Below are 22500 nucleotides of genomic sequence, written 5' to 3' on the forward strand. Positions count from 1 at the left end.
TCATGGAAGGTTTATTACTTAGTAGCATATTGTTTTTAACCGGCTTATTGTTCTTATTGAATGCTCGTTTCGTTCGTCGTAATATTTTATTTAGTGTCTTTGTGCCTGAGAGTGAAACAGATAATGGTGCAATTGAGACGGTAAAGTCACAATACAGAAAGCAAATTTTAATGTTAGCCATTGCTGTAGCACTATTATTTATAGTAATTTATTTATTTGCCAGTCATTCTGCAGCTTTATTAAGCTTTGTGGTATTGCTTCACGTTCTTATTATCGGTGCAATTATTATCTATAAAAGTGCTCATGATCATTTGAAAGCCGTAAAGTTAAGAGAAGAGTGGATGAAAGATATTAAAGTAGTGAAAGCGACAGATACACGTTTAATGACAGAAAGTACACCACTTCCGAATGTGCTATATGTAATGCAGTTAATCGCATTTATTGCTGCATTTATATTTGTTGCATTAAATTATGATAAGATACCTGAAACGATCGCTACACATTGGAATTTTAAGGGTGTAGCTGATGATTTCAGTCAAAAGAATTTCTTCAGCGTGTTTTCACCAGGATTACTTGGATTAGCCATATTATTATCACTTTGGGCAAGTTCAAAAGGGACAAGCTTTTTCAATACAACTGTAAATCCTGCTGTAAAAGATGCTTCTATCAATTTTATAAAGAATTCTAAGCTGATTAATAGTATGATGATTCATCTTATTTCATTTACGATGACCTTATTATTTATATTAATCTTTATTCGACCTGCAGTGTATAATGATAATTATTTGCCGAATGGTATCATGATGATGCTGATTGGAATGCTGCTTTTAATCACAGTGGCGTGTATCTATTTACAAATTTCGGAAAGCAAGAAGTATCGTCAAGCCATAGCCACTTCAAACAAAGCGCCATATTACAATGAGGAACATTATATCTTTGGACTATTCTACTATAATCCTGATGATCTGAATGTCTGGGTGCCTAAGCTTTCAGAAATGGGAATGACATTGAATATGGCAAGACCGATGTCTTGGTTTATATCGTTTATTTTACTTGGATTACCGATTGCTGTGCTAATTGTAATTACAATTTTCTCATAATGTTTTAATATGAAGTTAACTTCATTATTTACGGATATTTTAGTAGATTTGAAGCTAACTTCATTTTTTATTTATTCTGTTTTCTATTATTATAAAGATAACAATCAAATCATTAGGAGAGATGCTTATGATTTCATATGAACAATTACAATACAAAGACGTTAATCAATTAAAAGACTACTTTAGACATGTTATTTCACATACATTTTTAAACAATGGCGTTGATGATGATGAAGACCTTAATAACGAAATTAATAAAAAGATGACTTATATCAATCGTTATTTTAATGGTTCAGATGATATGTTTATCGTCGCTAAGGATGGCGACGTTGTTGTTGGAATCATTGGGTATTATCCACCTAATCAAATCATTCAGGAGCTTGTCGGAGATAAAGTTGATGGATTAAAAGAGATGGGGACATTATACATACATCCTGATTATCAGAGTAGAGGAATAGGTAGCCAGCTTATCACGCTTTTAACACAGTTTATGAAAGAGCAGGGTGTCGATTCGTACTGCTTTGACTGTGGTTATAAGAAAGCGATGGCCACGTGGACGCGTAAATTTGGACAACCTACGTATTTCTTTAAAGATTACTGGGATTTAGGAGATCATCATGCTGTTTGGGTGATTGATTTATGATTGCTTAGATTTAGTTTTTTAATTAATCATTTGAGAGGGTGTATATGATGCTTCCAGAAATTGAATCTGCTTTTAGAGATTTAGATACTTTACGTAGTGATTATTTCGCTTCTTCGACTTTCATCAATGAAACGAATCGACATGTTGAACCTGATAAGTGGAGTGTAGGAGAAGTAATTTATCATTGCTATTTATTGCTTAAATTGACTCGCCAATTTTCACAATATTATTTACCGATTGCAAGAATGGTTGTTAAGATGTTACCTAGTGCACATTCTAATAATACAAATATGAATAATATTTATGCGGGTAAAACGATGAAAGCACCTTTTATATTAAATCCTAAACGCAATCATCATTATCATTTAGATGAATTGCTACAGTTATTAGATGATGAAACATTGGCTTTAAAGAAAATATTGATGAATTTAAGTGAACATCAAACTTTGCGTATTAAATTTCCTGACCCTGTACCGAAATATCCTAATGTCGTGCAGGTTGTGAAGCTTCTATATATTCATGAAAAACATCATTACGAAGTGGTAAGTGCGAGAAATGAGAAGTATCAGACAGATATATAGGGGGAGCGCTATGATTAATCGATTAACTAAAGAAAATCTAAATAATGTATCACAACTTGCATTAATGCTTTGGCCACACAATCAATTTGATGACTTGAAATTAGAGTTTAATGAAATCTTAAATGATGATCATCAATGCTCATTTCTTTTCTCTGCAAGTCAAATTGATGTAGGCTTTGTGCATGTCAGTTTACGTGTTGATTATGTTGAGGGAACAAATTCAAGCCCTGTAGGTTTTCTTGAAGGCATTTATGTCTTACCTGAATATAGAAATCGTGGAATAGCACGAGCACTTATTACAGCTTGCGAACAGTTTGCTAAAGAGAATGGGTGTACTGAATTTGCCAGCGATTGTGAGTTAACAAATACAGATAGTATTTTAATGCATGAAAAATTGGGGTTTGAAGAAACAAATAGAATCGTTTGTTTTAAAAAGAAAATAGAATAATTTATATGTTTATTACATGCACTTCGGCAAATGTGGAGTTATATTCCATATTTGCCGGACTTTTTTTATTGATTTTTATGTTTTTGTCGGCTAATATGGATTTGTATTCCATATTAGCCGGAGGTGTTTTTGATGTATATCCATAGAACAATTGAAGATACATTGATAAAAGTACAACAAAATTTTAAAGTGGCTTTAATTACTGGACCAAGACAGGTCGGAAAATCTACTGTATTGAAGCATTTATTTGGGGATGATTACGAATATGTCACTTTAGATGATTTGTTCGAATTGAATCTTGCAAAAGAAGATCCAAAGCTATTTTTTTTGAATCATCCAGGGAAATTAATTATTGATGAAGTACAATATGCTCCTGAATTATTTATAGAAATTAAAAGACTCGTTGATCAAAACGATGATTATGGACAATATATTTTAACAGGTTCTCAAGGATTTAGTTTAATGCGTAATATTTCTGAGTCCTTAGCAGGTCGCGTTGGTATTATTGAAATGAATGGTCTGTCTACACGTGAAATTGTTGGTGATGATATGTTATCACCATTTATTCCAAATAAAGATTTTATTGCTGCAAAAAGAAAATATGTTGAATTAAGTGAGATGTGGCGTATCATTCAGCGTGGAAGTTTACCTGAGCTGTATAAGAACGAAAATCTCGATTGGGACATGTATTATGCTTCTTATGTAAAAACATATATTGAACGAGATGTCCGTGATTTGCTTAATGTTAAAGATTTAAATCTATTTTCTCAATTTTTAACGGCATTAGCTGCACGTACTGCTCAAATGTTGAATTACAACACGATTGCAAATGAAATTGGTGTTGATATAAAGACAATCAAAAGTTGGATTAGTGTACTTGAAACATCAGGTATTATATATCTTTTACAACCTTTTTCTAATAATAGATTGACCCGTGTTATTAAAACACCCATGTTATATTTTAAAGATACAGGGCTTGTTTGTTATCTACTGAAATGGAAAACACCAGAAACACTAATGAATGGTGCAATGAGTGGAGAAATTCTTGAGACATTCGTGATTTCTGAGATCATTAAGTCTTTTAATAATGCAGGTATAACTAATGTACCTATAATGTTCTATCGTGATAGAGATATGAAAGAGATTGATGTCATTATTGAAGAAGATGGTGTTTTGTATCCAGTTGAAATAAAAAAAACATCGATGCCAACATTAAAAATGGCCAAAAATATGGCTGTTTTAGAGAAAGCTGAAGGCTTTTCAATTGGTAATCAAATGATTTTAAGCTTTGTTCAACAAAAAAGTTATTTAGCTTATGATACGATTACTTATCCTATTTACGCCATTTAACCCTGTCCAAAGTAGTCTATAAAGGCTACTTTTTTATTTCAACAAAATAAGAACATACGTTCTGTTTTTGTTGAAATAGAACGTATGTTCTGGTATGATAAATATATCATCAAAGATTATAAGAGGGTGCTTAATATGTATGATTACAGTCTATGCGAGAAAAGGAATGTACTCTGTATTGACCAGAAGAGTTTCTTTGCGAGTGTTTCTTGCATCATGAAAGGACTTGATCCTATGACAACAAAGCTCGCTGTTGTCGCTGATACGAAACGACAGGGGTCTGTTGTACTTGCTGCTACACCACCTCTAAAAGCAATGGGGATTAAGACTGGTTCACGTTTATTTGAAATACCTCATCGTTCTGATATTTATATTATCAATCCATCGATGAACATTTACCTGAAAGTTGCCAGTCAAATTGCTGAGATTTCACTGCAATATGTAGCACCGGAAGATTACCATCAATATAGTATCGATGAATTTTTTATGGATGTTACAAAGAGTTACAAACTATACGCAGAAAGTCCCTATGCGCTTGCTTTAAAGATTAAACAGGAAATTTATGATAAGACGCAAATTCAATGTGCCGTGGGAATAGGGGATAATGTCTTACTCAGCAAGATTGCACTGGATATGGAGGCAAAGAAACAACCGGATGGTATTGCTGAGTGGCATTACGAAGATGTACCGGCAAAGATGTGGTCGATTGAGCCGTTAAGTAAGTTCTGGGGAATTAATCGTCGCACCGAGAAGAAACTCAATCAAAAGGGAATATTCACGATTGGTCAGCTTGCTAATTATCCTCATCATTATTTAAAGCGCGATTTCGGTATTATCGGAGTAGACCTGCATTTACATGCGAATGGCATCGACTCAAGTTTAATCCGAGAGAAACATCATATTTATAAACCCTCTATTAATAAAAGTCAGATTTTAATGCGTGATTACCGTTTCGATGAACTACGTGCTGTCGTGTTAGAACATGTTGAAGAAGTAACATTCAGATTACGTGCCGACAATATGATTGCACGTACGATTTCTTTTACTGTTGGCTATAGTGATGAAGGGAAAGTGAATAAAAGTTACACTTTATCTGAAGGGACGAATTTAACCGCTGATATCTTTCAGGTTGTGTGGGGATTTATGATGCAGTTGTGTGATAAGAAGCGTATGTATCGTACCGTAAATATTTCACTTACGAACTTTATTCGTGAGGAAGATCGTCAGTTATCGCTCTTTGTCGATGAGTTTGAACGTGAGAAACAAGAGAGACTGGAAAAGACGGTAGATCAGCTAAAGATACGTTTTGGGAAGAATAGCGTCTTGCGTGCAGTTTCGTATACAGAGCAAGGCACGGCGATGAAGCGAAATGGTCTTATCGCTGGTCATAAGGCATAAATATGATATAAACCCCTATAGCTATAAGACTTTAGGGGTTTATTTGTGTTGAAATATTAAAATATTCGGCAGAAATTCGCCAAACTATGCTAAAAACTGAAAAATCAGGCCAAAATGTTCTCTAATAAATCTCTTGTTTTGTCTTGCATATTTTGAGTAACGTGAGTATAAATTGCTGTGGTTGTTGCTGAGTCATGATGTCTTACACGCTCCATAATAGAGTTAAGAGGTATGTCCTCTTGAACTAATAATGATATGTGAGTGTGTCTCAACACACGAAAGGTTATCTTCTTAGTTATCATATCCACTACAGGCAAATCAGACAGAGCATTATGAAGCTAAATAGCATCTTTAATCATTCTATTGATGTAATAGGGATTGATAAGGGAGATTGCCGTCTTTTATCTCATCACACTCACATATAATTATGCGGGTGTTTTTTGTTGTCTAAAATTGTATAATTTATATAACTAATAGGAGAGTAGGTTGATTTGATGAGAATAGACATAAACTCAAAATTAATATTAAGGGAATTAAAAATAGAGGATAGTAAAAATTTTTATGAACTTTTAAATAGAAATTATTATCATTTTTTAGAAGCACTGAATTGGATGGATAAAGATGATTTAAAAAATCAAGCAGAAGAAAGTTTAAAGTTAAGAATAAGCATGAAAAATGAACTTAATAATCTACCAGCATGGTTTGCAATTGTATACGAAAATAAACTTTGTGGAATGATTGGTTACAATGAAATTGATATGGATAATGAATTAGGTGAGATAGGTTACTTTATAGATGAACAATATTCCTCTAAAGGAATTATGACATTAGCTTTGAACACAGTATTAGAATATAGTTTTTCGCAACTTAAATTGAATAAAATAGAGCTGTATATTTATGAAAATAACATTGCTAGCTGTAGATTAGCTGAAAAATTTAATTTCAAACTCGAAGGTAAATTAAGAGAGGTACTAAAAACAGATAATAATTACTTAAATCAAAACGTGTACGGGTTACTTAATTCAGAGCACATAAAACAATAGGAGAGTAGGCTTAACAGGTGAGTAATGAGAAGGAAAAAGAGCAAGGAATACCGTGGCTATTAATAATATTTATGTCAATAGTAGCTATGTTAGTAACATCATATATAACAGGTTTACTTATTACGTGGCCCAAGCAATTAGTAGGGTACACTTCAGCAGACGCTAATAGCTGGCTTCAGTTTTGGGGTAGTATGCTTGGGGGCTTTATAGGTACTTTAGCTGTTATTTATGTAGCTCATTTACAAAGTAACGAGCAAATAAGGCTTTTAAATTTACAAATAAAAAAGCAGCAAACTATAGAAGATATAAATTTATTTTTAAAGGAAATTCAGAGTTTTGAGGATAAATTATCTGAGTATTACTTCCATTGTGTTAAGATGATAAATATACTTGACGGAAGAGACTATACTTCAAAAGATGTGGAGGATATTAAAGATAAGTTATTAAGTTCACAATACCTATATCATGAATTGATAACTAAGAAAATTACATTGTCAAAATACATTGACATTTTATTAAAAGACTCTAATCTAAAAATACCTACAATAAACAACAATATTAATGATATATTTTATGAAATGTTATTAAGAAATGGCCAAAAATTTACTGATAATATTTTAGAAGATAAAGCCAAAGAATTTAAGGAGAATAATATAGAAGTATATAAAACTATAACTCAATTAAAACATCTAGTAATAAATAAAAAGACAGAGTTTAATTTATAAAAAAATTCGGCAAACTGTTGCCACTTTCGCCAACTCGTCGAAAATGATTTTTTACATGTGAACGCTGAAACCCTTGATATAACTGAGTTTGACACTTTGAGAAAACTATCTAAAATAACATGATATAAGATGATATCAAATCTATAAAATATATAGTATGTGATATTTTATGAAATTTGTTAAGTTTACATTTTACTATATTGAATGTACAATATTTATACATAGTATACAGAAAGGATGATGTATATGAAATTAGTTAAATATAGTGAACTCACAAAAAATGCACTAGATAAAAGAGAAAAAGTTATATTAGCTATGAAAGAAGTAGATAAAAACTTTGATATTGGACAAAGAAACTATGATGCTAAACGTATCGATGGTAAAAAAGAACAATTGAAACGTATGAAAGAAAAAGAGTATGCATTACACTATTAGACAAGCTAAATTAGATTTAGAAAGAATTGAAAGCTGTCAACCTTTAGTACAGAGAATGTTAAAAGTTGCTCACATCATAACTAAAGTCTTGGAAACAGAAGTTACACAAATAAATGATAAACCCATTATTGTTGGTGGATTAGCTATGGAGATTTATACACATAGTGAATATACAACACACGATATAGATTTTGTCACCACATCTAGTATTAGATTGGCAGAAATATTACTTGAATTAGGTTTTAAAAAAGAAACAATATATGAGTACGAACCATTAAAAGTAGCTGTTCAGATTATGTCAGAACCCTTAGATCCTATGAGGTATGAAGATACTCAAATAATAGAATTTGAAGATAAAACCAGAGTGTATTGTATAAGTAAAGAAGGACTGTTATACAATCGAGCACTAGATTATCAATCATTTGATAATAGAAACTATTCTATATATTTATTAATACAAGATTTTGACACCATAGATACTAAACAAATTTTAAGTGATTTAGAAAAACAAGACATTGATGCTTGTAAAGCGTTCAAAGAATGGATTAATATTGCTATAGAAAAAAGAAAAAAATTTAATTAAGTGCACCTCAAAAATCAGACTTAAAATCTAACTTTTGAGGTGCACTAGTTGTATAAATGGATGCTATTTATAATGAACAATCAAAAACAGTATGAAGAGTATTTATTTTCATTACAATCCACTTTAAATAAGTTAATACTGATTATATTTAATAACGTAAACTTGCTTTAAAAATATTTAGCAAACTATTACCGTCTCTCTGGAATTATTCATCCATCAAACGTATAATAGACATAAATTGTTAATATATATCAACATGAGGTGAATACAATGAAAGAAGATGTAGTCCGTTATGAGAAAGTCTTAAATGAAACAAGTGAAATTGTAGAAAAGATGAATGCGTTATTAGATCAATTGGAAGCAAATAGCGCAGAATATAATGCCTTAAAAGATTATTATGGTAGTGAAGAGTATATGCGTGATGTAGATCTATCAAATGAATCTGGTACGTATCAGGATATCCCAACTGGTGTATTATCAGAAGACGGCGTATATAACTTAATTACTGAACAATATGCTTTAAATATAAGAATGCTGGAAATTGCGACACAGCAATTGAAGACGCATTAATATAAATCTATTTTATTTGTTTTGTAGCAACCAAATACAAATATGGTATAATTACATCAATCTAAGATAACGAGGTAAAAGGTCATGGTAATTCTATAAATCCAAATGATGATATTGAATACAATATGATAATTTGTGATGACAGGATTACTGTGTCCTTTTTTAATATCATCATTTGGACTTTCATATATTAAAAGATGAAAGGAAGAATGACATGATGCTACAATTTCATAATATTAATAAACAAGTTAAAGATATTACTTTATTCAAAATAGACCAATTAAAGATTAACCAAGGAGATAAGATTGGCTTAATCGGTAAAAATGGTTGTGGAAAATCAACTTTACTTAAAATGATTGCCCAAATAGATACTTCATATTCAGGTGTAATAACTAATCCGTTTCAAACAAAATATGTTCCGCAATTGAAAGAAATAACGATCCAGTCAGGTGGGGAACAAACGAAAAGTTACTTACTTGATGCATTTAATAGCAATAGTGCTTTATTGTTACTTGATGAGCCATCCACTAATTTAGATATGAACAATATCAAGTGGCTCATCAATCAAATCAATCAATTTCAAGGAACAATGATAATCGTGAGTCATGACAGATCATTACTCAATCAAACAGTACAAAAAATATTAGAAATAGATGAGAAAAAACTTAATATATATACTGGTAACTATGATGATTACGATGAACAAAAAAAGAAACAATATGAGCAGCAATTAAAAGAATATGAACAGTATCAAAAGAAAATTAATCAACTCCAGCAAGAATCAATTGAAAGAAATAAACATGCCTCAAACTTTAAAAAAAGAAAGAAGAATATTAGTATTTCCGACTATAAAGTCAACTCAAGAATGGGTGCTTATGACAGTCAGGAAAAAGCAATCGCTAAATCAAGTAAAGTGCTGCAAAAACGAATGGAACAAATAGAAAAAGTAGAAAAGCCTCTGAGTGACAAACAATTTAAGATTAAAGCAATAGGTAAATTAAAACAGTCAGGTGCTACGTTAATTCATTTAGATAATTTTTCCGTTAGCATTGAAAATCATCTATTATTTCAATCGGGCATCTTCAAGCTAGTTCAAGGGGATAAAATTGCAATAACAGGACCTAATGGGAGTGGTAAGACAACTTTTATTAGACGGTTAATTGAAAAGCAATTAAATGGCTACTATAAACCCAATTTAAAAATAGGCTATTTTGCGCAAAATTTAACGACGTTAGATGAACAGAAAAATATATTTGAAAATGTACGAAATACATCAGTACAGGACGATATGCTTATTAGAAATGTACTTGCTGCATTAGGATTTGATTATTCGAGATTGAATCAAATTGTTAATTCTTTATCTGGCGGAGAACGTGTCAGACTACAAATCATAAAGTTAATACTCGGTGATTATGATCTGTTAATCTTGGATGAACCGACAAATTTTCTGGATGTTTCTACATTGCAAGCATTAGAGCATTTCTTAAAAGATTATCCTGGTAGTTTTCTGATTGTATCTCATGATGAGCAATTCATAAATAATACGACAAAGAATAAATTTGTCATAAAACAACAACAATTATTAGATGACACAAAACAGAAAAACTATCAAACCCCTGACAATAGTAATTTACAACTATTAGAATATAAATTAGAACAAATGATAATTGATCCTGACGTAAATATACAGGATGTTATCAAACTTAAAAAGAAAATAGAAAATCTTAAAAAGTAATCAAAATTCATAAAAACAAAAACTTTCAGGAGACCTGAAAGTTTTTTTTATCGTTTAATCACAAGCTCTGAAAAGTTATAGAATCCAGCAGTAGTCACTTTTGCATTATGTATGCTATTTGGTACTTTAACTTCTTGAGTAATGTTGAAGATAGGGTAGAGTGTATGTGATTCAAATAACGACTGATTAATCGCATGATTCAGTTCATTCCACTCACGAGTAGCTGTTGTGATATATGTAGCATAATAATCACTCAACAAAGGAAATTGTTGTGATAAATGGCGATGCATCGTTTTATTTTGATAGAGCAGTGTAAAATATTCAAAGGTTTCCGCTTCACTAAAGAACATACCATGGATATAGATATCCCCCTCAATTGTTATTTCACTTTTAAAAGAAGTCATAATATCGATAGGTTTTAATACCGCTTCTATATTGTATCGCTTTAAATATCTTTTAAACTGGAGCATCTTTTTTTCGATATAGCTCGGATAGACAATGGTAATAGAGAAATGATCTTCTAATTTATTTAATGATTTAAGTGAAAGTGGCTGATCTTTCAGAATATAAGAGGTTTCTTTACTTGTGTGTATATCTTTAACATGATGAACGGACTGCTGAAATAAGTAATGCACAGTTGCTTTCTGAAGATCAGATAACTTATTTTGAGCGAGTGACAGCACATAATAAAAACCATCTGTTACTTCGATATGCTGGAACGTATCACTATCACTTAATGTAAAGTTAGTTTCTTTAAGCTTCGGTATATAAATTAATTCAACTTCATCAAGATATGATTGATAGCCATAATACTGATTAAAAGATTTTAAAGTCGTTTGAAATTCATTATTCATTGCGATATAAAATGGTCCTGTACCAATAATTTGCTGCTTATCCTGCTTATAGATTGCAAGATTTACCTTACATAATACATCTTTGAAATATGGAAAATCGTGATAATATACTTTAACTGTAAGTTTATTAAGCACTTCAATTGAAACAATTGGACTTAATAACACTTTCGTCTCCTGATACGCTATCGCATGACTCAGACATCGTTTAATATCTTCAGCAGTCACTTGAGTACCATCATGAAAGTAAATATTCTTCCGTAAATATATCACTGCATAATCATCATAAAAATCGATATGCTGTGCTATCTTAAAATGATACTGATCCGAATGTTTATCATAAGCGACTAACGTGTCGTAAACATTACTCAATATATTGGCGCTATTGATATCGACCACTTCTAAAGGATGAGAATAGAGTGGGGCGTAGCGCTTCTTAACAACTAATCTGTCTATATCAACTGTAGATACCCCGAGTAATTGATTCGCTTTCGTAATCAGCATCTGTTTATGATGAACAGACCAGTCCCATGTTAAATATTGAATAGCATCTGATAATTGATATGGTGTTAGCATTGCATTCACCTTATTGAAATATAATGTATCGATATCCACGAACCATTGAACCGTTGATTGATTCCCGCGACCACGTGCACTCTTAAAAGTGAGATAACCACTATCCTGCCACCTTTTTAAACTTCTGGATAAATGCTTCTGGCTCACATTTAACTGTTCACTGACAGATGATTGATGAAATGCTGTAGTCTTCAAATTATAGAAAGACAGTAATAAATGCTCCATAGCTCCTCCTAAAAGTGGACTGAAATAAAATATTGTCCATTTTTAAATCATTAAGTCTACTTTATCATATGTAGAAAGTTAGGGGGAATGAAAATGAGAGTTCGTGACTTACCAATCAATATACAGCTCAGATTGTGGGGTTCATTTGTCAATCGCTGTACTTATAGTGCGACACTACCATTTATTGCACTATATTTAACTGATCAGCTGAATGCAAGATTCGCTGGATTGTTTTTAGCATCAATCGTCTTTGTCCAGTTTATCAGTAATATTTGGGGAGGTTACTTAGTCGACCAATTCCCGAGGAAAAAGATGCTGATATTTGGTTCATTTACTGAAGCATTATCGCTAATATTTATGTGGCTCACCGTTGTCAACTCATGGATTTATCTATTTATGATGACATTTATACTCTTTACGATATTCAGTGCATTTCGCAGACCTTCTATGAGTGCACTAGTTCAGGATTCAGCAACAGATGAAAATAAGAAATTATTATATCGGATGGATTACTGGCTGATCAATTTATCACTGGCAATAGGCGCACTTCTCGGTGGGCTATTCTATAACGAACATAAAAGCTGGTTATTCTTTGCTTCAGCGATGGTGGCACTGTTATTAAGTTTCTTATATATGAAATATATTGAAGAAACAAACAGCTTTATCCGTAAAAAAGAACATAAAAATGTATTTGTAGATTTGTTCATTGCATATCAGACTGTCGTTAAAGATAAACGATTCGTATTAATGGTAATCGGTACGATGTTTATTGCAACTGTGGAGCTCATGACAAGTACTTACGTTGCTGTTAGATTACATAAAAACTTTGATACAATTTACTTGTCCGGCTTTGAAATTACCGGTGTTAGAATGTTTACAATCATTAACCTCGCTAATACAATTACCGTTATTACATTTTCTTTATTAGTTGGTAAGTGGTTAGAGAAGTTTAAAGTAAGTAGAATTCTAGGATTTGGACTATTGATGTATGCAATAGGATATGCAGTACTTACTTCTGCAAATATGTGGTGGCTGATTATCATAGCTGTGCTTATTGCTACATTTGGCGAAATGATATTTGCACCGATTAAAAGTGCTGAAATGCTGACACTAATACCAAAAGAAAAACGAGGTACCTATAATACATTCAGTTCATTCACATTCAGTGGTGCACAGCTATTATCAAATGGATCTTTGATCCTTGGTACATATTTAAACCCATATACAATGAGTGTAGTTGTGTTTGTGATCGTAATTATTGGATCAGTACTTATGATGAACAGCTTGTATAGAAATGATAAAAGGGACACAAAATAAATTTTTCATTTAAATAACAATTTTTATATAACATGAGAGAATAAAGGACACTGATAAGTTTCTATCAGTGTCCTTGTTTGGTTCACACTATAACTCACTCTTTATTTCACAAACATTTCTACAAATAAGTCATTAATCATTACCTCTAATTGTTTCACCAGCTTTTTATATTTACCCATTCCTTTAGCTCTGAAGTACATACTTTGATAGAAATGTTTATAATTAGTTCTTATTCTGAATCCTTCTAGATTCTTTGAAGTTTGATTTAACATTAGTTTATTACTATTATTCAACCAGTTAATATATGCTTCTTCAGAAATACGTTGTTGATCAAGCATCGCAAATACAATAAATAGCATTCGTTCTTCTTCATCATCAATATAACACGATTTATCAACATTTAATTTTTGAAGATTGATATTCAGAACATCTAATATTTCATCATTATATTTTGAGTCGTAGAAATCACTTGTTACTAAACCTGCAATTAAATCTGAGTAATGCGCAATACTATGAGCCCATCCTTTACCTTCGACGTATCCTCTAATATCTTGTTCATTCTTAAATATATATATACTCTCGTGAATTATTTGTTGCTTTAAATCATTAGACAGAAAGTTACGTTGCTGATTTATAACAGCTAAATAGTATAACACGAGTGCACTAAAGCTTCTTTTGAATACAGAATCAGAATTAATCTCACCTAAACCATATTTGATTTGCTCTAAACATATTTCAGTATAAGCAATAAGTTTTTCATTGGTAAATGGTTCACTCTCCAGCATTTCTACAAGTCTCATTAAATAAATATTGTCTCTTAAATATCCATCAGTTGTTCCAATATTTTCTAACATTGATTCGAATAAATTTTCTTTTTCTTGCTGTGACAAGCTTTCAAAATTATATTGATTATCCTCATTTGATATCTTAATCATACTTTACCTCATTTTTTAAAATTTTCTGGTAATTTCTATTAATACTATTATATATGAATATGTATAAAAATAAATACGAAAGGAAACTTCCAGTTAACTGAAAGTTTTTGTATTTTTCTTATCAACCATTGTACTCCCCTTCATTATCAGATAAGATTAAATTATCAGTAAATTTGAAAAGGAGAATGAAAATGTATCCAGATGTAAATAGCACGATGCAAGAGATTGAGCGTTTAGTAAATATTCCAGGTCCTTCAGGTTTTGCATTTAAAGCGATTGAATATGTGACAGAAACGTTATCTTCAGTAGGTTACGAAGTACAACAAACGAATAAGGGTGGGGTATTGATTTCTGTGCCCGGTAAAGATGATACACGTCATAAATACTTAACGGCACATGTTGATACTTTAGGTGCAATGGTTAAAGAGATTCTACCGAGTGGACGTTTACGTTTATCAATGGTTGGTGGTTTCAGATGGAATGCTGTTGAAGGTGAATACTGTGAAATTCATACAAATGATAAAGTGTATACGGGAACAATCTGTCTGCATGAGACCAGCGTCCATGTTTATCGTAACGCTGGTGATATTAAACGTGATGAGGATCATATGGAAGTTCGTATTGATGAAATCGTAAAGTCTCAGGAAGATACTGAAAAATTAGGTATCAGTGTCGGAGATTTTATCACGTTCAATCCAAGGTGTGAAATTACAGAATCCGGATTTATTAAATCACGTCATTTAGATGATAAAGCAAGTGCGGCGATGCTTATCCAGCTGTTACGTCATTTAAAAGCTGAAAATATTGAATTACCACATACAACACATTTCTATTTTTCAAATAATGAAGAAATCGGTTATGGTGGTAACTCTAATGTTCCGGAACAAGTTGTAGAATATATTGCTGTTGATATGGGTGCATTAGGTGATGGACAAGCCTCTGACGAATATACGGTATCGATATGTGCAAAGGATAGTTCAGGTCCTTACCATTATCAATTGAAACAACATCTCGTTCAGCTATGTAAAGACAACGAAATTGATTATAAAGTTGATATTTATCCGTATTACGGTAGTGATGCGAGTGCTGCAATGAGCGCTGGTTATGATGTTAAACATGGTCTATTCGGTGCTGGTATTGAATCCAGCCATGCGATGGAACGTACACATAAAACTTCACTTGAAAATACCGAAAAGTTAATTTATCAATATGTATTGAGTGATGTAATTTAGTATAAATGTAAATTTAGAATTTTCTGATAAATATAAGTTGAATATTTTGAGACACACGTCCTTTTTCGTTATAATGTGGTTACTACATGAGAAAGGGCGTGTTTTATTTATGACAAAAAAAGTATTAATGGTACTGACAAATCAAGAGAAGTTTAGTGATGGCACACCAACAGGACTATGGTTAGAAGAAGCTGCAGCACCATATAAAATTTTTGAGAAAAATAATATCGCAGTTGATTTTGCTTCTATAAAAGGTGGCGCAATTCCACTGGATCCAAACTCTGTAGCCAATGATGAGACGAAGACATATGCAGATGTCGTTAAGAAATTAGGAGACTCTCTAAAATTGAGAGACGTTGTATTTGAAAATTATGATGGTGTATTTATTCCGGGTGGACATGGTACGATGTATGATCTACCTAATGATCCGGATTTACAGAACATCCTTGCATTCTACAAAGAAGATGGTCGTGCAATTGGAGCTGTTTGTCATGGTCCAAGTGCTTTTGTCGGTGCTAAACTTAAAGATGGCAGCTACTTAATAGACGGTGTTAAACTTACTGGATTTACGAATAACGAGGAAAGTGCGATGAAACTAGATGAAGTTGTTCCATTTGCATTACAATCAGAGTTAGAAAAACAAGGTGGACGCTTTGTCGTAGGTGAGAATTTCACATCACACGTTGTAACAGATAAGAAGTTCGTGACCGGCCAAAATCCTCAATCAAGTGTAGAAGTCGCAGAAGCATTTGTAAAAGTATTATAAAAAATAAACCACATGGGGTAATGTCTCATGTGGTTTATTTCAAAAGTAAGAGATTTCTTAAAATTAATCCGAGTAAAACACCAATAAGTAAACTTAGCATCGTCCCAAGTAATATATATTCACTTGTCTTATCAATCTTCTCTAAATTGTTATTTGGTTTATCATCTTTAAGGTCATTAAACCGAAGTATCGATTTACTGGCGATAACAAGTCCAATCGCTGTATATTCACCAAAAGCGATAAACATCAGGATCAGTAGCCTTTCAATATAACCAATCATTAATCCTACGTTATCTGACTGCTTCGTCTTTGTTTCACTCATCGCCGTTAAAATCCATTTAATGATAGGACCTGACATAATAAATAATAGTATAAATATCGCAATTAAAATAATTTTCAGCATAATGCGTACTCCTTAAAAGTATTCGTGACGTGTAAAGAAATATGATTATCGTTGTCGAGTTTTTTTAATGCCGCTTCTATAAGCATTAACTGTTTTTTATGGCTTTTCTTTAAATGTTCTGAAATGGTTGATAGACCTTTACCAAGGACTTGCGCAATTTCTTTTTGCTGATCATACACATAGGAGAGCAGCAGCACTTGTTGCTGCATTTCAGAATGATTATGAACGATTTCAGTTAAATATGGATATAATACGTTGTTGATAACCGTAACATCCTGTTCTTCAATCGTTAAATGAAAATCTGTAATATCTGACTGTTTAATTTGAGTTAAATTTCGTCGTGCCTGTTTAATGATCGGTGCATTCCAATGTTCAAGGTTTCCGGTAGGTATTTCTTCATTACTCGCAGCAATTCCGAATTTAATCGGTTGTGATTTATATGGCCATAATAACTTTATATAGTAACTTGTTAAAAGGGTTGCTGACAGACTATCGCTTACAAAAAACAATTCATCACCCATACGAAAATTAATATACTTAAATGATACGTCCTTAGTCCACTGTTCAATTTCATCGGTTAAATTTACTAATGCATTACTAATCGCTTCAGAATTATCGTATTTTGTACTTCCTGAAACATCCATTACGAATAAAGATAACATTTCATACCTCCAGTTCGTTTATTTAAACGAATTATAGCATACATGAAATAATTAAAGTAACAATATAAAGTTAATGGTAGAAAATAAGTATAGTAGAAAATAAGTATAGTAGAAAATAAGTATAGTAGAAAATAAGTAATGTACATATATTTAATATAAATTTATGTTAGTCAAATTTAGTGTAAATTTCATTTAAATCTTCATTAAAGTTGAAACATTAATGCTATGAAGTGATTAAATAGACGCTTTTATGTTATTATGGTGCATGAGATTAATGAACAATAGTGTTCATTCGAATAAGGAGAATCATCATGAAATTTATAAACTTATCAAGAGAAGCTTTCGGAGAATTTACAGATAAACAGACATATAGTCATTTTACGCAGATGGCAGTTAACTATGATTTGAAAATCGCAGAAGGTGCTGAAGTACATCTTGTAGGCGTTACAGATGATAATGAAAATATCATTGCAGCAGGTCTTTTCACCGCTGTACCTGTGATGAAAGCGTTCAAATACTTCTATTCAAATCGAGGTCCGGTCATGGACTTTCACAATAAAGCGCTTGTGACATTCTTTTTCAAGGAATTAGAACGTTATTTAAAGCGTCATAAAGCACTTCATCTTAGAATCGATCCATATGTGCCATATCAACTGAGAGATCATGATGGCAAAGTGATAGAAAGCTATGATACACAAGATATTTTTGAAAATTTAAAAACATTAGGCTTTAAACACCAAGGATTTACGACTGGTTTCGATCCAATTCATCAAATTCGCTGGCATTCGGTGCTAAATACTGCAGGTTTGTCGGAAAAAGAAGTAATGAACAATATGGATAGCCTACGTAAACGTAATATCAAAAAAGTGATTAAAAACGGTATAAAGGTACGTGATCTCTCAATAGATGAACTGCATATCTTCAGACAGTTTATGAATGATACGAGTGGAAAAAAAGAGTTTGTTGATAGAGATGATGCATTCTATAAAAATCGATTACAATATTTCGGAGATCGTGTGAGAATGCCGCTCGCATATATTGATTTTTCTACATATATACCTGAGCTCATTGCTGAAGAAGTTGATGTACAAGCTCAAATCGAAAAAGCTAAAACAGAACTTCAGAAAAAGCCTGATACGAAGAAATGGAAAAATGTACTGACAACAAGCGAAAATCAATTAACAGCAATTAAAGAAAAACTCGCTGAAGCAAAAGCTTTACAGCAAAAACATGGTGATACTTTACCGATTGCTGCTGCATTCTATTTAATCAATCCATTTGAGGTCGTTTATCTTGCAGGTGGTACATCAAATGAATTCAGGCATTTTGCAGGTAGTTATGCGATTCAATGGGATATGATAAAGTATGCCATGGAAACGGGCATTAATCGTTATAACTTCTATGGTATCAGTGGTGATTTCACGGAAGATGCAGAAGACGCTGGAGTAATCAAATTTAAAAAAGGATTTAATGCCGACGTTATTGAATATATCGGAGATTTTGTATTGCCGATCAATAAACCGGTTTACAAAGTATACGAAACGATGAAGAAAATGCGTAAATAAGATTTGAAGGGAAGATTTTCATGGAATTCACTGAGTTGACGGTTGCAGAATATACTGATTTTATTTGGAATACAACTAAAATGAGTCACTATTTTCAACTGCAGGAAAACATAAAGAATAGAGAAGCTGACGGTTATCCAGTCGTATTACTAGGTATTAAAGCAGAAGGCGAAGTCATTGCTGCCAGTCTATTTTCTAAAATACCGACATTCGGAAGTTATTTCTATTATTCAAACCGTGGTCCAGTCATGAACTATAAGAATTCAGAGCTTGTTGATTTTTACTTCAAATCGCTGGATACATATTTAAAAACACATCAGGCTTTATATGTGAAACTAGATCCATACTGGATATATAAAATGTACGATAAAGATGTGAATTATAAAGAAGAACATGGCACAAACGATGCGATTATTAAACAGTTAAAATCGCTTGGCTATAAACATACCGGTTTCTCAGTAGGGTATACAATGGACACACAGGTCAGATGGATGAGTGTGTTATACCTTCAAGGTGAAACACCAGCTTCTATAATGAAACAATTTGATTCACAACGTAAACGTAATGTGAAAAAAGCGCAAAAATACGGCGTGAAAATCCGACTGCTTGGTAAAGATGAATTAGATGTATTTTTAGATCTATATCGTGAAACGGAACAACGCGCTGGTTTTATTGCTCGTCCAGATCGTTATTTTGAAGGATTCCATCAATATTATGAAGATAAAGTACTATTACCGTTAGCATATATTGATCTTAATGAATATATTGAGAAATTATCGAATGATATTACATCATCTGAATCAAAACGTGATCAGATGATGGCAAATGAAAATAAATCAGATAAGCAGATGAAGAAGATTGAACAGTTAGATCGTGAAATCAATCACATGCAAGACGAATTATTAGAGATGAGTACATTACGTAAAACTGATGGTAATATTCTTAATTTAGCAGCTGGTATGTTTTTCTTAAACCATTTCGAAGTGAACTATTTCTCTGGCGGTTCTAGTGAGAAATATAATAAATTCATGGGACCATATGCAATGCACTGGTATATGATCAATTATTGTTTTGAACATGGATTTGATCGCTATAACTTCTATGGTGTATCTGGTGATTTCAGTGAATCTGGTGAAGATTACGGTGTATATCGATTTAAACGTGGATTTAACGCTCAAATTGAAGAACTTGTTGGAGACTTTATTAAGCCAATCAATAAACCTAAATATGCTGTATATCAAGCCGCATTAAAAACGAGATTAAAATTAAGTGAATTAAAACAACGTAAACGAAATAAAAATAATCAGTCAGAAGATGAATTAGAAACGACAGAAAATATTGTATTACAAAAAGGACCGGATAAAATTAGTGAGCCGAATTAATCATTAAGATATAAAAATTGAATAATTAATCTTAAGTACAAAATAAGGCATCATATAATATAAATGTATATATAGTATTATATGATGTCTTTATTCAATATTTTAGTTTACATAATATATATTATCGGAAGTTGTATGCAGAAGAAAAAGATACTACCTATTTCGTAGTATCTTCTATTCTTTCCATTATTAATGTATACATGTTTCAATTATAAATAATTAATTACATTTACTTTAAAGCCGTTAATTCATAAGCAGCAATTTTTCCGCTCATTTCATGACTTGCAAGTAATACCGGTTGTTTTGTCGGAGAATGTTTCGCATCGATAAATGTTAAACCTTCCGGTGAAATATCGCCATTATCATTTGCTTTGAAATATGTTTCAAATACAGGTTTCTTCGGATTTGAAACGTTATAAACCATAATTCCACCAGTTCTTTCTAAACCAATAAATGCATACGTTTTACCATTGATAACGCCAGTTATAACTGATTCTGGCTCTGGACCTTTATCGTCACTTCTTGAGTCAAATTCAATTTTACCAAGTTCTTCCTGATGTGAATTGAATGTATCTTTATTTGCTTTTGCAGTAATTGATTCAAAATCTGATCCTGAATCATACACTAATCCTAAATTACCCGCATTGCGAATTGAGAATGAACGTCCACCAAATGTTACAGGAACAATGAATTTACCTTCTTTATTAACAAAACTTTGAGCAGTTGTTGTTTTAAGACGTCCAAGATGCTTGTCATCTTCTAAATCTTTAATATCTGTACCTTTTAAATATTTACTATTTAAATCATATTGACCAGCGATATCTGCAATTCTAGTTTCTTCACTATATCCTTCGTAATCCTGTGAATCCCCTTCATTTGCTGTTAATAAGTAAGTTTTACCTTTTATCGTCATTTGAGCAATACCGTCAGGTTGATACATACCAAGTAACGGATAATTTTTCATATTAATCTTTTTATCTTTATCAGAAACATCAATTGTATGCTTTAAATATGATTTATAGCCTAGTCCTCTTACTTTTACGAATTTATCTTTTTTAAGATCAAACTTTGCGATCGCATTACGCTCCTGAATCGTAATATATGCAAATTCATTTTTATCATCTATCGTTACATATTCTGGTTCAAGATTTAAGAAGCTTTCTTCAGCAGTACGGCCAAGATGACGTAAGTTAATTGGAATCATCTTTTTAGAGAATTTAACTGTCTTAACTGCTGATTGTTTTACTTTACCTAGTGCATTGACTTTAATTGAAGATACAGAACCTTCCGGATTAACAGTATAAGCATCATTCGGTTCACCTTCGTTAGCAACGATTAATTTCTTGCTATCGTGCGTGAAGGTTAACATATCTGGCAATGCCCCAACAGTAACCTTACTGATTAATTTACCGTCTTTATCTAAAAATGCAACGCGTCCATTGTCTGTTTTTTCTTTTGCAGGAATACTGATAGCGATATAGTGATATTTCTTATTCACTGCGACACTTGTAATATCACTACCTTCAATACCAAGGTCTTTTAATAAGATACGTTTCTTTAATGTGAATTTCCCTTTTGATAATTTAGACATATCTATAATATCAACTGCATTTAATGCACCGTTAATTGAGTATGCTTGTTTGTATTGTGGATCATAACTTACAATTTCAGTACCGCTTTCACCGAATTCAGTCTTTGAATCATAGCGAGCTAATTGAGAAACTTTAATCTTGCTATTTGGTCCATAATTGTTTACTGATTGTGCATCAGCAATAGGTGTTGCTAGTAATGATGTTAACGCTAAAGTACTAATAACTTTGCCTACACTTTTCATAATGACATTCTCCTCAAAATTTATTCTTTAGGATATTTAATATGTACAAATTAAATTTTAATGTAATGATGTAAACCACGAATAAAATTTATTAATAAAATGTAAATATTTGATTACAATATAAAATAAAGCGGTCAGGAG

Annotated in this window: 23 protein-coding genes; 17 read left to right on the forward strand and 6 right to left on the reverse strand. The window is 32.0% G+C overall.

Translation table 11 applies throughout. The annotated features are described in order from the left end of the window. Window positions 1-2 precede the first annotated feature (2 nt). The 6 genes from JJJ02_RS04995 to JJJ02_RS05020 all read left to right on the forward strand — a co-directional run bounded on the left by JJJ02_RS04995 (window position 3) and on the right by JJJ02_RS05020 (window position 5520). Window positions 3-1100 (forward strand): DUF1648 domain-containing protein, encoded by a 1098-nt coding sequence (locus JJJ02_RS04995; RefSeq protein ID WP_240837747.1) that lies wholly within the window; start codon window positions 3-5, stop codon window positions 1098-1100. Window positions 1101-1227: 127 nt separating this feature from the next. Continuing rightward, on the forward strand, window positions 1228-1743 hold the full coding sequence (locus tag JJJ02_RS05000) for a GNAT family N-acetyltransferase (protein WP_240837749.1): 516 nt from the start codon (window positions 1228-1230) through the stop codon (window positions 1741-1743). A 44-nt stretch (window positions 1744-1787) separates the two neighbouring features. Continuing rightward, window positions 1788-2324, forward strand: coding sequence for a DinB family protein (locus JJJ02_RS05005; RefSeq protein WP_240837751.1), 537 nt, complete (start codon window positions 1788-1790; stop codon window positions 2322-2324). A 10-nt stretch (window positions 2325-2334) separates the two neighbouring features. Then, on the forward strand, window positions 2335-2772 hold the full coding sequence (gene aac(6'), locus JJJ02_RS05010) for an aminoglycoside 6'-N-acetyltransferase (protein WP_240837753.1): 438 nt from the start codon (window positions 2335-2337) through the stop codon (window positions 2770-2772). 132 nt (window positions 2773-2904) lie between these two features. Further along, window positions 2905-4122, forward strand: coding sequence for an ATP-binding protein (locus JJJ02_RS05015; protein ID WP_240837754.1), 1218 nt, complete (start codon window positions 2905-2907; stop codon window positions 4120-4122). 135 nt (window positions 4123-4257) lie between these two features. Next, window positions 4258-5520: a Y-family DNA polymerase gene (locus tag JJJ02_RS05020; protein WP_240837756.1), complete on the forward strand. Its 1263-nt coding sequence runs from the start codon at window positions 4258-4260 to the stop codon at window positions 5518-5520. A gap of 104 nt (window positions 5521-5624) precedes the next feature. Here the strand turns inward: JJJ02_RS05020 and JJJ02_RS13430 are convergent, their stop codons facing one another. Continuing rightward, window positions 5625-5822: a tyrosine-type recombinase/integrase gene (locus JJJ02_RS13430; protein WP_396614722.1), complete on the reverse strand. Its 198-nt coding sequence runs from the start codon at window positions 5820-5822 to the stop codon at window positions 5625-5627. Between the two features lie 192 nt (window positions 5823-6014). Between JJJ02_RS13430 and JJJ02_RS05025 the strand changes: the two genes are divergently transcribed. From JJJ02_RS05025 to abc-f, 6 genes are all read left to right on the forward strand, one after another. Beyond that, a complete protein-coding gene (locus JJJ02_RS05025; RefSeq protein ID WP_240837758.1) occupies window positions 6015-6563 on the forward strand; it encodes a GNAT family N-acetyltransferase in 549 nt (182 codons plus the stop codon). Between the two features lie 17 nt (window positions 6564-6580). Continuing rightward, complete coding sequence (locus JJJ02_RS05030) at window positions 6581-7288, forward strand: hypothetical protein (RefSeq protein ID WP_240837760.1); 708 nt, start codon at window positions 6581-6583, stop codon at window positions 7286-7288. 246 nt (window positions 7289-7534) lie between these two features. Continuing rightward, complete coding sequence (locus JJJ02_RS05035) at window positions 7535-7723, forward strand: hypothetical protein (RefSeq protein WP_101140585.1); 189 nt, start codon at window positions 7535-7537, stop codon at window positions 7721-7723. Continuing rightward, window positions 7707-8306 carry a hypothetical protein gene (locus tag JJJ02_RS05040; protein ID WP_240837762.1) on the forward strand — a complete coding sequence of 200 codons (600 nt, stop codon included), beginning with the start codon at window positions 7707-7709 and terminating at the stop codon, window positions 8304-8306. Before JJJ02_RS05035 ends, JJJ02_RS05040 begins: the two co-directional genes overlap by 17 nt. A 270-nt stretch (window positions 8307-8576) precedes the next feature. Beyond that, window positions 8577-8876, forward strand: coding sequence for a DUF4298 domain-containing protein (locus tag JJJ02_RS05045; RefSeq protein WP_240837764.1), 300 nt, complete (start codon window positions 8577-8579; stop codon window positions 8874-8876). Window positions 8877-9090: 214 nt separating this feature from the next. Further along, window positions 9091-10611, forward strand: a complete 1521-nt coding sequence (gene abc-f, locus JJJ02_RS05050; RefSeq protein ID WP_240837766.1) for a ribosomal protection-like ABC-F family protein — start codon at window positions 9091-9093, stop codon at window positions 10609-10611. 47 nt (window positions 10612-10658) lie between these two features. On the opposite strand, the gene JJJ02_RS05055 is transcribed toward abc-f, so the two are convergent. Then, complete coding sequence (locus JJJ02_RS05055; RefSeq protein ID WP_240837768.1) at window positions 10659-12263, reverse strand: ABC transporter substrate-binding protein; 1605 nt, start codon at window positions 12261-12263, stop codon at window positions 10659-10661. Between the two features lie 93 nt (window positions 12264-12356). Between JJJ02_RS05055 and JJJ02_RS05060 the strand changes: the two genes are divergently transcribed. Next, the gene (locus JJJ02_RS05060; RefSeq protein WP_240837770.1) at window positions 12357-13580 is read left to right on the forward strand and encodes an MDR family MFS transporter; all 1224 of its coding nucleotides are present in this window, start codon (window positions 12357-12359) and stop codon (window positions 13578-13580) included. A gap of 101 nt (window positions 13581-13681) precedes the next feature. On the opposite strand, the gene JJJ02_RS05065 is transcribed toward JJJ02_RS05060, so the two are convergent. Then, the gene (locus JJJ02_RS05065; RefSeq protein WP_240837772.1) at window positions 13682-14515 is read right to left on the reverse strand and encodes a DUF2785 domain-containing protein; all 834 of its coding nucleotides are present in this window, start codon (window positions 14513-14515) and stop codon (window positions 13682-13684) included. A gap of 191 nt (window positions 14516-14706) precedes the next feature. On the opposite strand from JJJ02_RS05065, the gene JJJ02_RS05070 reads away from it, so the two are divergent. Both JJJ02_RS05070 and JJJ02_RS05075 read left to right on the forward strand, forming a co-directional pair. Beyond that, entirely contained in the window at window positions 14707-15747 is a 1041-nt protein-coding gene (locus tag JJJ02_RS05070; protein WP_240837774.1) for a M42 family metallopeptidase, read from the forward strand. Between the two features lie 109 nt (window positions 15748-15856). Further along, window positions 15857-16513: a type 1 glutamine amidotransferase domain-containing protein gene (locus tag JJJ02_RS05075; protein WP_111714904.1), complete on the forward strand. Its 657-nt coding sequence runs from the start codon at window positions 15857-15859 to the stop codon at window positions 16511-16513. Window positions 16514-16547: 34 nt separating this feature from the next. Here the strand turns inward: JJJ02_RS05075 and JJJ02_RS05080 are convergent, their stop codons facing one another. Together JJJ02_RS05080 and JJJ02_RS05085 are read right to left on the reverse strand one after the other, a co-directional pair. Further along, the gene (locus JJJ02_RS05080) at window positions 16548-16916 is read right to left on the reverse strand and encodes a hypothetical protein (protein WP_240837777.1); all 369 of its coding nucleotides are present in this window, start codon (window positions 16914-16916) and stop codon (window positions 16548-16550) included. Further along, window positions 16910-17578, reverse strand: a complete 669-nt coding sequence (locus tag JJJ02_RS05085) for a sigma-70 RNA polymerase sigma factor region 4 domain-containing protein (protein ID WP_240837779.1) — start codon at window positions 17576-17578, stop codon at window positions 16910-16912. Before JJJ02_RS05085 ends, JJJ02_RS05080 begins: the two co-directional genes overlap by 7 nt. 311 nt (window positions 17579-17889) lie before the next feature. Between JJJ02_RS05085 and JJJ02_RS05090 the strand changes: the two genes are divergently transcribed. Both JJJ02_RS05090 and JJJ02_RS05095 read left to right on the forward strand, forming a co-directional pair. Then, window positions 17890-19143, forward strand: a complete 1254-nt coding sequence (locus JJJ02_RS05090; RefSeq protein WP_240837781.1) for an aminoacyltransferase — start codon at window positions 17890-17892, stop codon at window positions 19141-19143. Between the two features lie 20 nt (window positions 19144-19163). After that, complete coding sequence (locus JJJ02_RS05095) at window positions 19164-20525, forward strand: aminoacyltransferase (protein WP_304653858.1); 1362 nt, start codon at window positions 19164-19166, stop codon at window positions 20523-20525. 229 nt (window positions 20526-20754) lie between these two features. Here JJJ02_RS05095 and JJJ02_RS05100 read toward each other — a convergent pair whose 3' ends face one another. Beyond that, the gene (locus JJJ02_RS05100; RefSeq protein WP_240837783.1) at window positions 20755-22359 is read right to left on the reverse strand and encodes a choice-of-anchor I family protein; all 1605 of its coding nucleotides are present in this window, start codon (window positions 22357-22359) and stop codon (window positions 20755-20757) included. Window positions 22360-22500: the final 141 nt, after the last annotated feature.

Origin of the sequence: Macrococcus sp. PK (genome assembly GCF_022501545.1) — a bacterium.
Lineage (GTDB): Bacteria > Bacillota > Bacilli > Staphylococcales > Staphylococcaceae > Macrococcoides > Macrococcoides epidermidis.

What these genes read in the sequence shown, in the direction of transcription:
- JJJ02_RS04995 (WP_240837747.1), top strand. Translation starts at nt 3, where the DNA reads ATGGAAGGTTTATTACTTAGTAGCATATTGTTTTTAACCGGCTTATTG.
- JJJ02_RS05000 (WP_240837749.1), top strand. Translation starts at nt 1,228, where the DNA reads ATGATTTCATATGAACAATTACAATACAAAGACGTTAATCAATTAAAA.
- JJJ02_RS05005 (WP_240837751.1), top strand. Translation starts at nt 1,788, where the DNA reads ATGATGCTTCCAGAAATTGAATCTGCTTTTAGAGATTTAGATACTTTA.
- JJJ02_RS05015 (WP_240837754.1), top strand. Translation starts at nt 2,905, where the DNA reads ATGTATATCCATAGAACAATTGAAGATACATTGATAAAAGTACAACAA.
- JJJ02_RS05020 (WP_240837756.1), top strand. Translation starts at nt 4,258, where the DNA reads ATGTATGATTACAGTCTATGCGAGAAAAGGAATGTACTCTGTATTGAC.
- JJJ02_RS13430 (WP_396614722.1), bottom strand. Translation starts at nt 5,822, where the DNA reads ATGATAACTAAGAAGATAACCTTTCGTGTGTTGAGACACACTCACATA.
- JJJ02_RS05025 (WP_240837758.1), top strand. Translation starts at nt 6,015, where the DNA reads ATGAGAATAGACATAAACTCAAAATTAATATTAAGGGAATTAAAAATA.
- JJJ02_RS05035 (WP_101140585.1), top strand. Translation starts at nt 7,535, where the DNA reads ATGAAATTAGTTAAATATAGTGAACTCACAAAAAATGCACTAGATAAA.
- JJJ02_RS05040 (WP_240837762.1), top strand. Translation starts at nt 7,707, where the DNA reads ATGCATTACACTATTAGACAAGCTAAATTAGATTTAGAAAGAATTGAA.
- JJJ02_RS05045 (WP_240837764.1), top strand. Translation starts at nt 8,577, where the DNA reads ATGAAAGAAGATGTAGTCCGTTATGAGAAAGTCTTAAATGAAACAAGT.
- abc-f (WP_240837766.1), top strand. Translation starts at nt 9,091, where the DNA reads ATGATGCTACAATTTCATAATATTAATAAACAAGTTAAAGATATTACT.
- JJJ02_RS05055 (WP_240837768.1), bottom strand. Translation starts at nt 12,263, where the DNA reads ATGGAGCATTTATTACTGTCTTTCTATAATTTGAAGACTACAGCATTT.
- JJJ02_RS05060 (WP_240837770.1), top strand. Translation starts at nt 12,357, where the DNA reads ATGAGAGTTCGTGACTTACCAATCAATATACAGCTCAGATTGTGGGGT.
- JJJ02_RS05065 (WP_240837772.1), bottom strand. Translation starts at nt 14,515, where the DNA reads ATGATTAAGATATCAAATGAGGATAATCAATATAATTTTGAAAGCTTG.
- JJJ02_RS05070 (WP_240837774.1), top strand. Translation starts at nt 14,707, where the DNA reads ATGTATCCAGATGTAAATAGCACGATGCAAGAGATTGAGCGTTTAGTA.
- JJJ02_RS05075 (WP_111714904.1), top strand. Translation starts at nt 15,857, where the DNA reads ATGACAAAAAAAGTATTAATGGTACTGACAAATCAAGAGAAGTTTAGT.
- JJJ02_RS05080 (WP_240837777.1), bottom strand. Translation starts at nt 16,916, where the DNA reads ATGCTGAAAATTATTTTAATTGCGATATTTATACTATTATTTATTATG.
- JJJ02_RS05085 (WP_240837779.1), bottom strand. Translation starts at nt 17,578, where the DNA reads ATGTTATCTTTATTCGTAATGGATGTTTCAGGAAGTACAAAATACGAT.
- JJJ02_RS05090 (WP_240837781.1), top strand. Translation starts at nt 17,890, where the DNA reads ATGAAATTTATAAACTTATCAAGAGAAGCTTTCGGAGAATTTACAGAT.
- JJJ02_RS05095 (WP_304653858.1), top strand. Translation starts at nt 19,164, where the DNA reads ATGGAATTCACTGAGTTGACGGTTGCAGAATATACTGATTTTATTTGG.
- JJJ02_RS05100 (WP_240837783.1), bottom strand. Translation starts at nt 22,359, where the DNA reads ATGAAAAGTGTAGGCAAAGTTATTAGTACTTTAGCGTTAACATCATTA.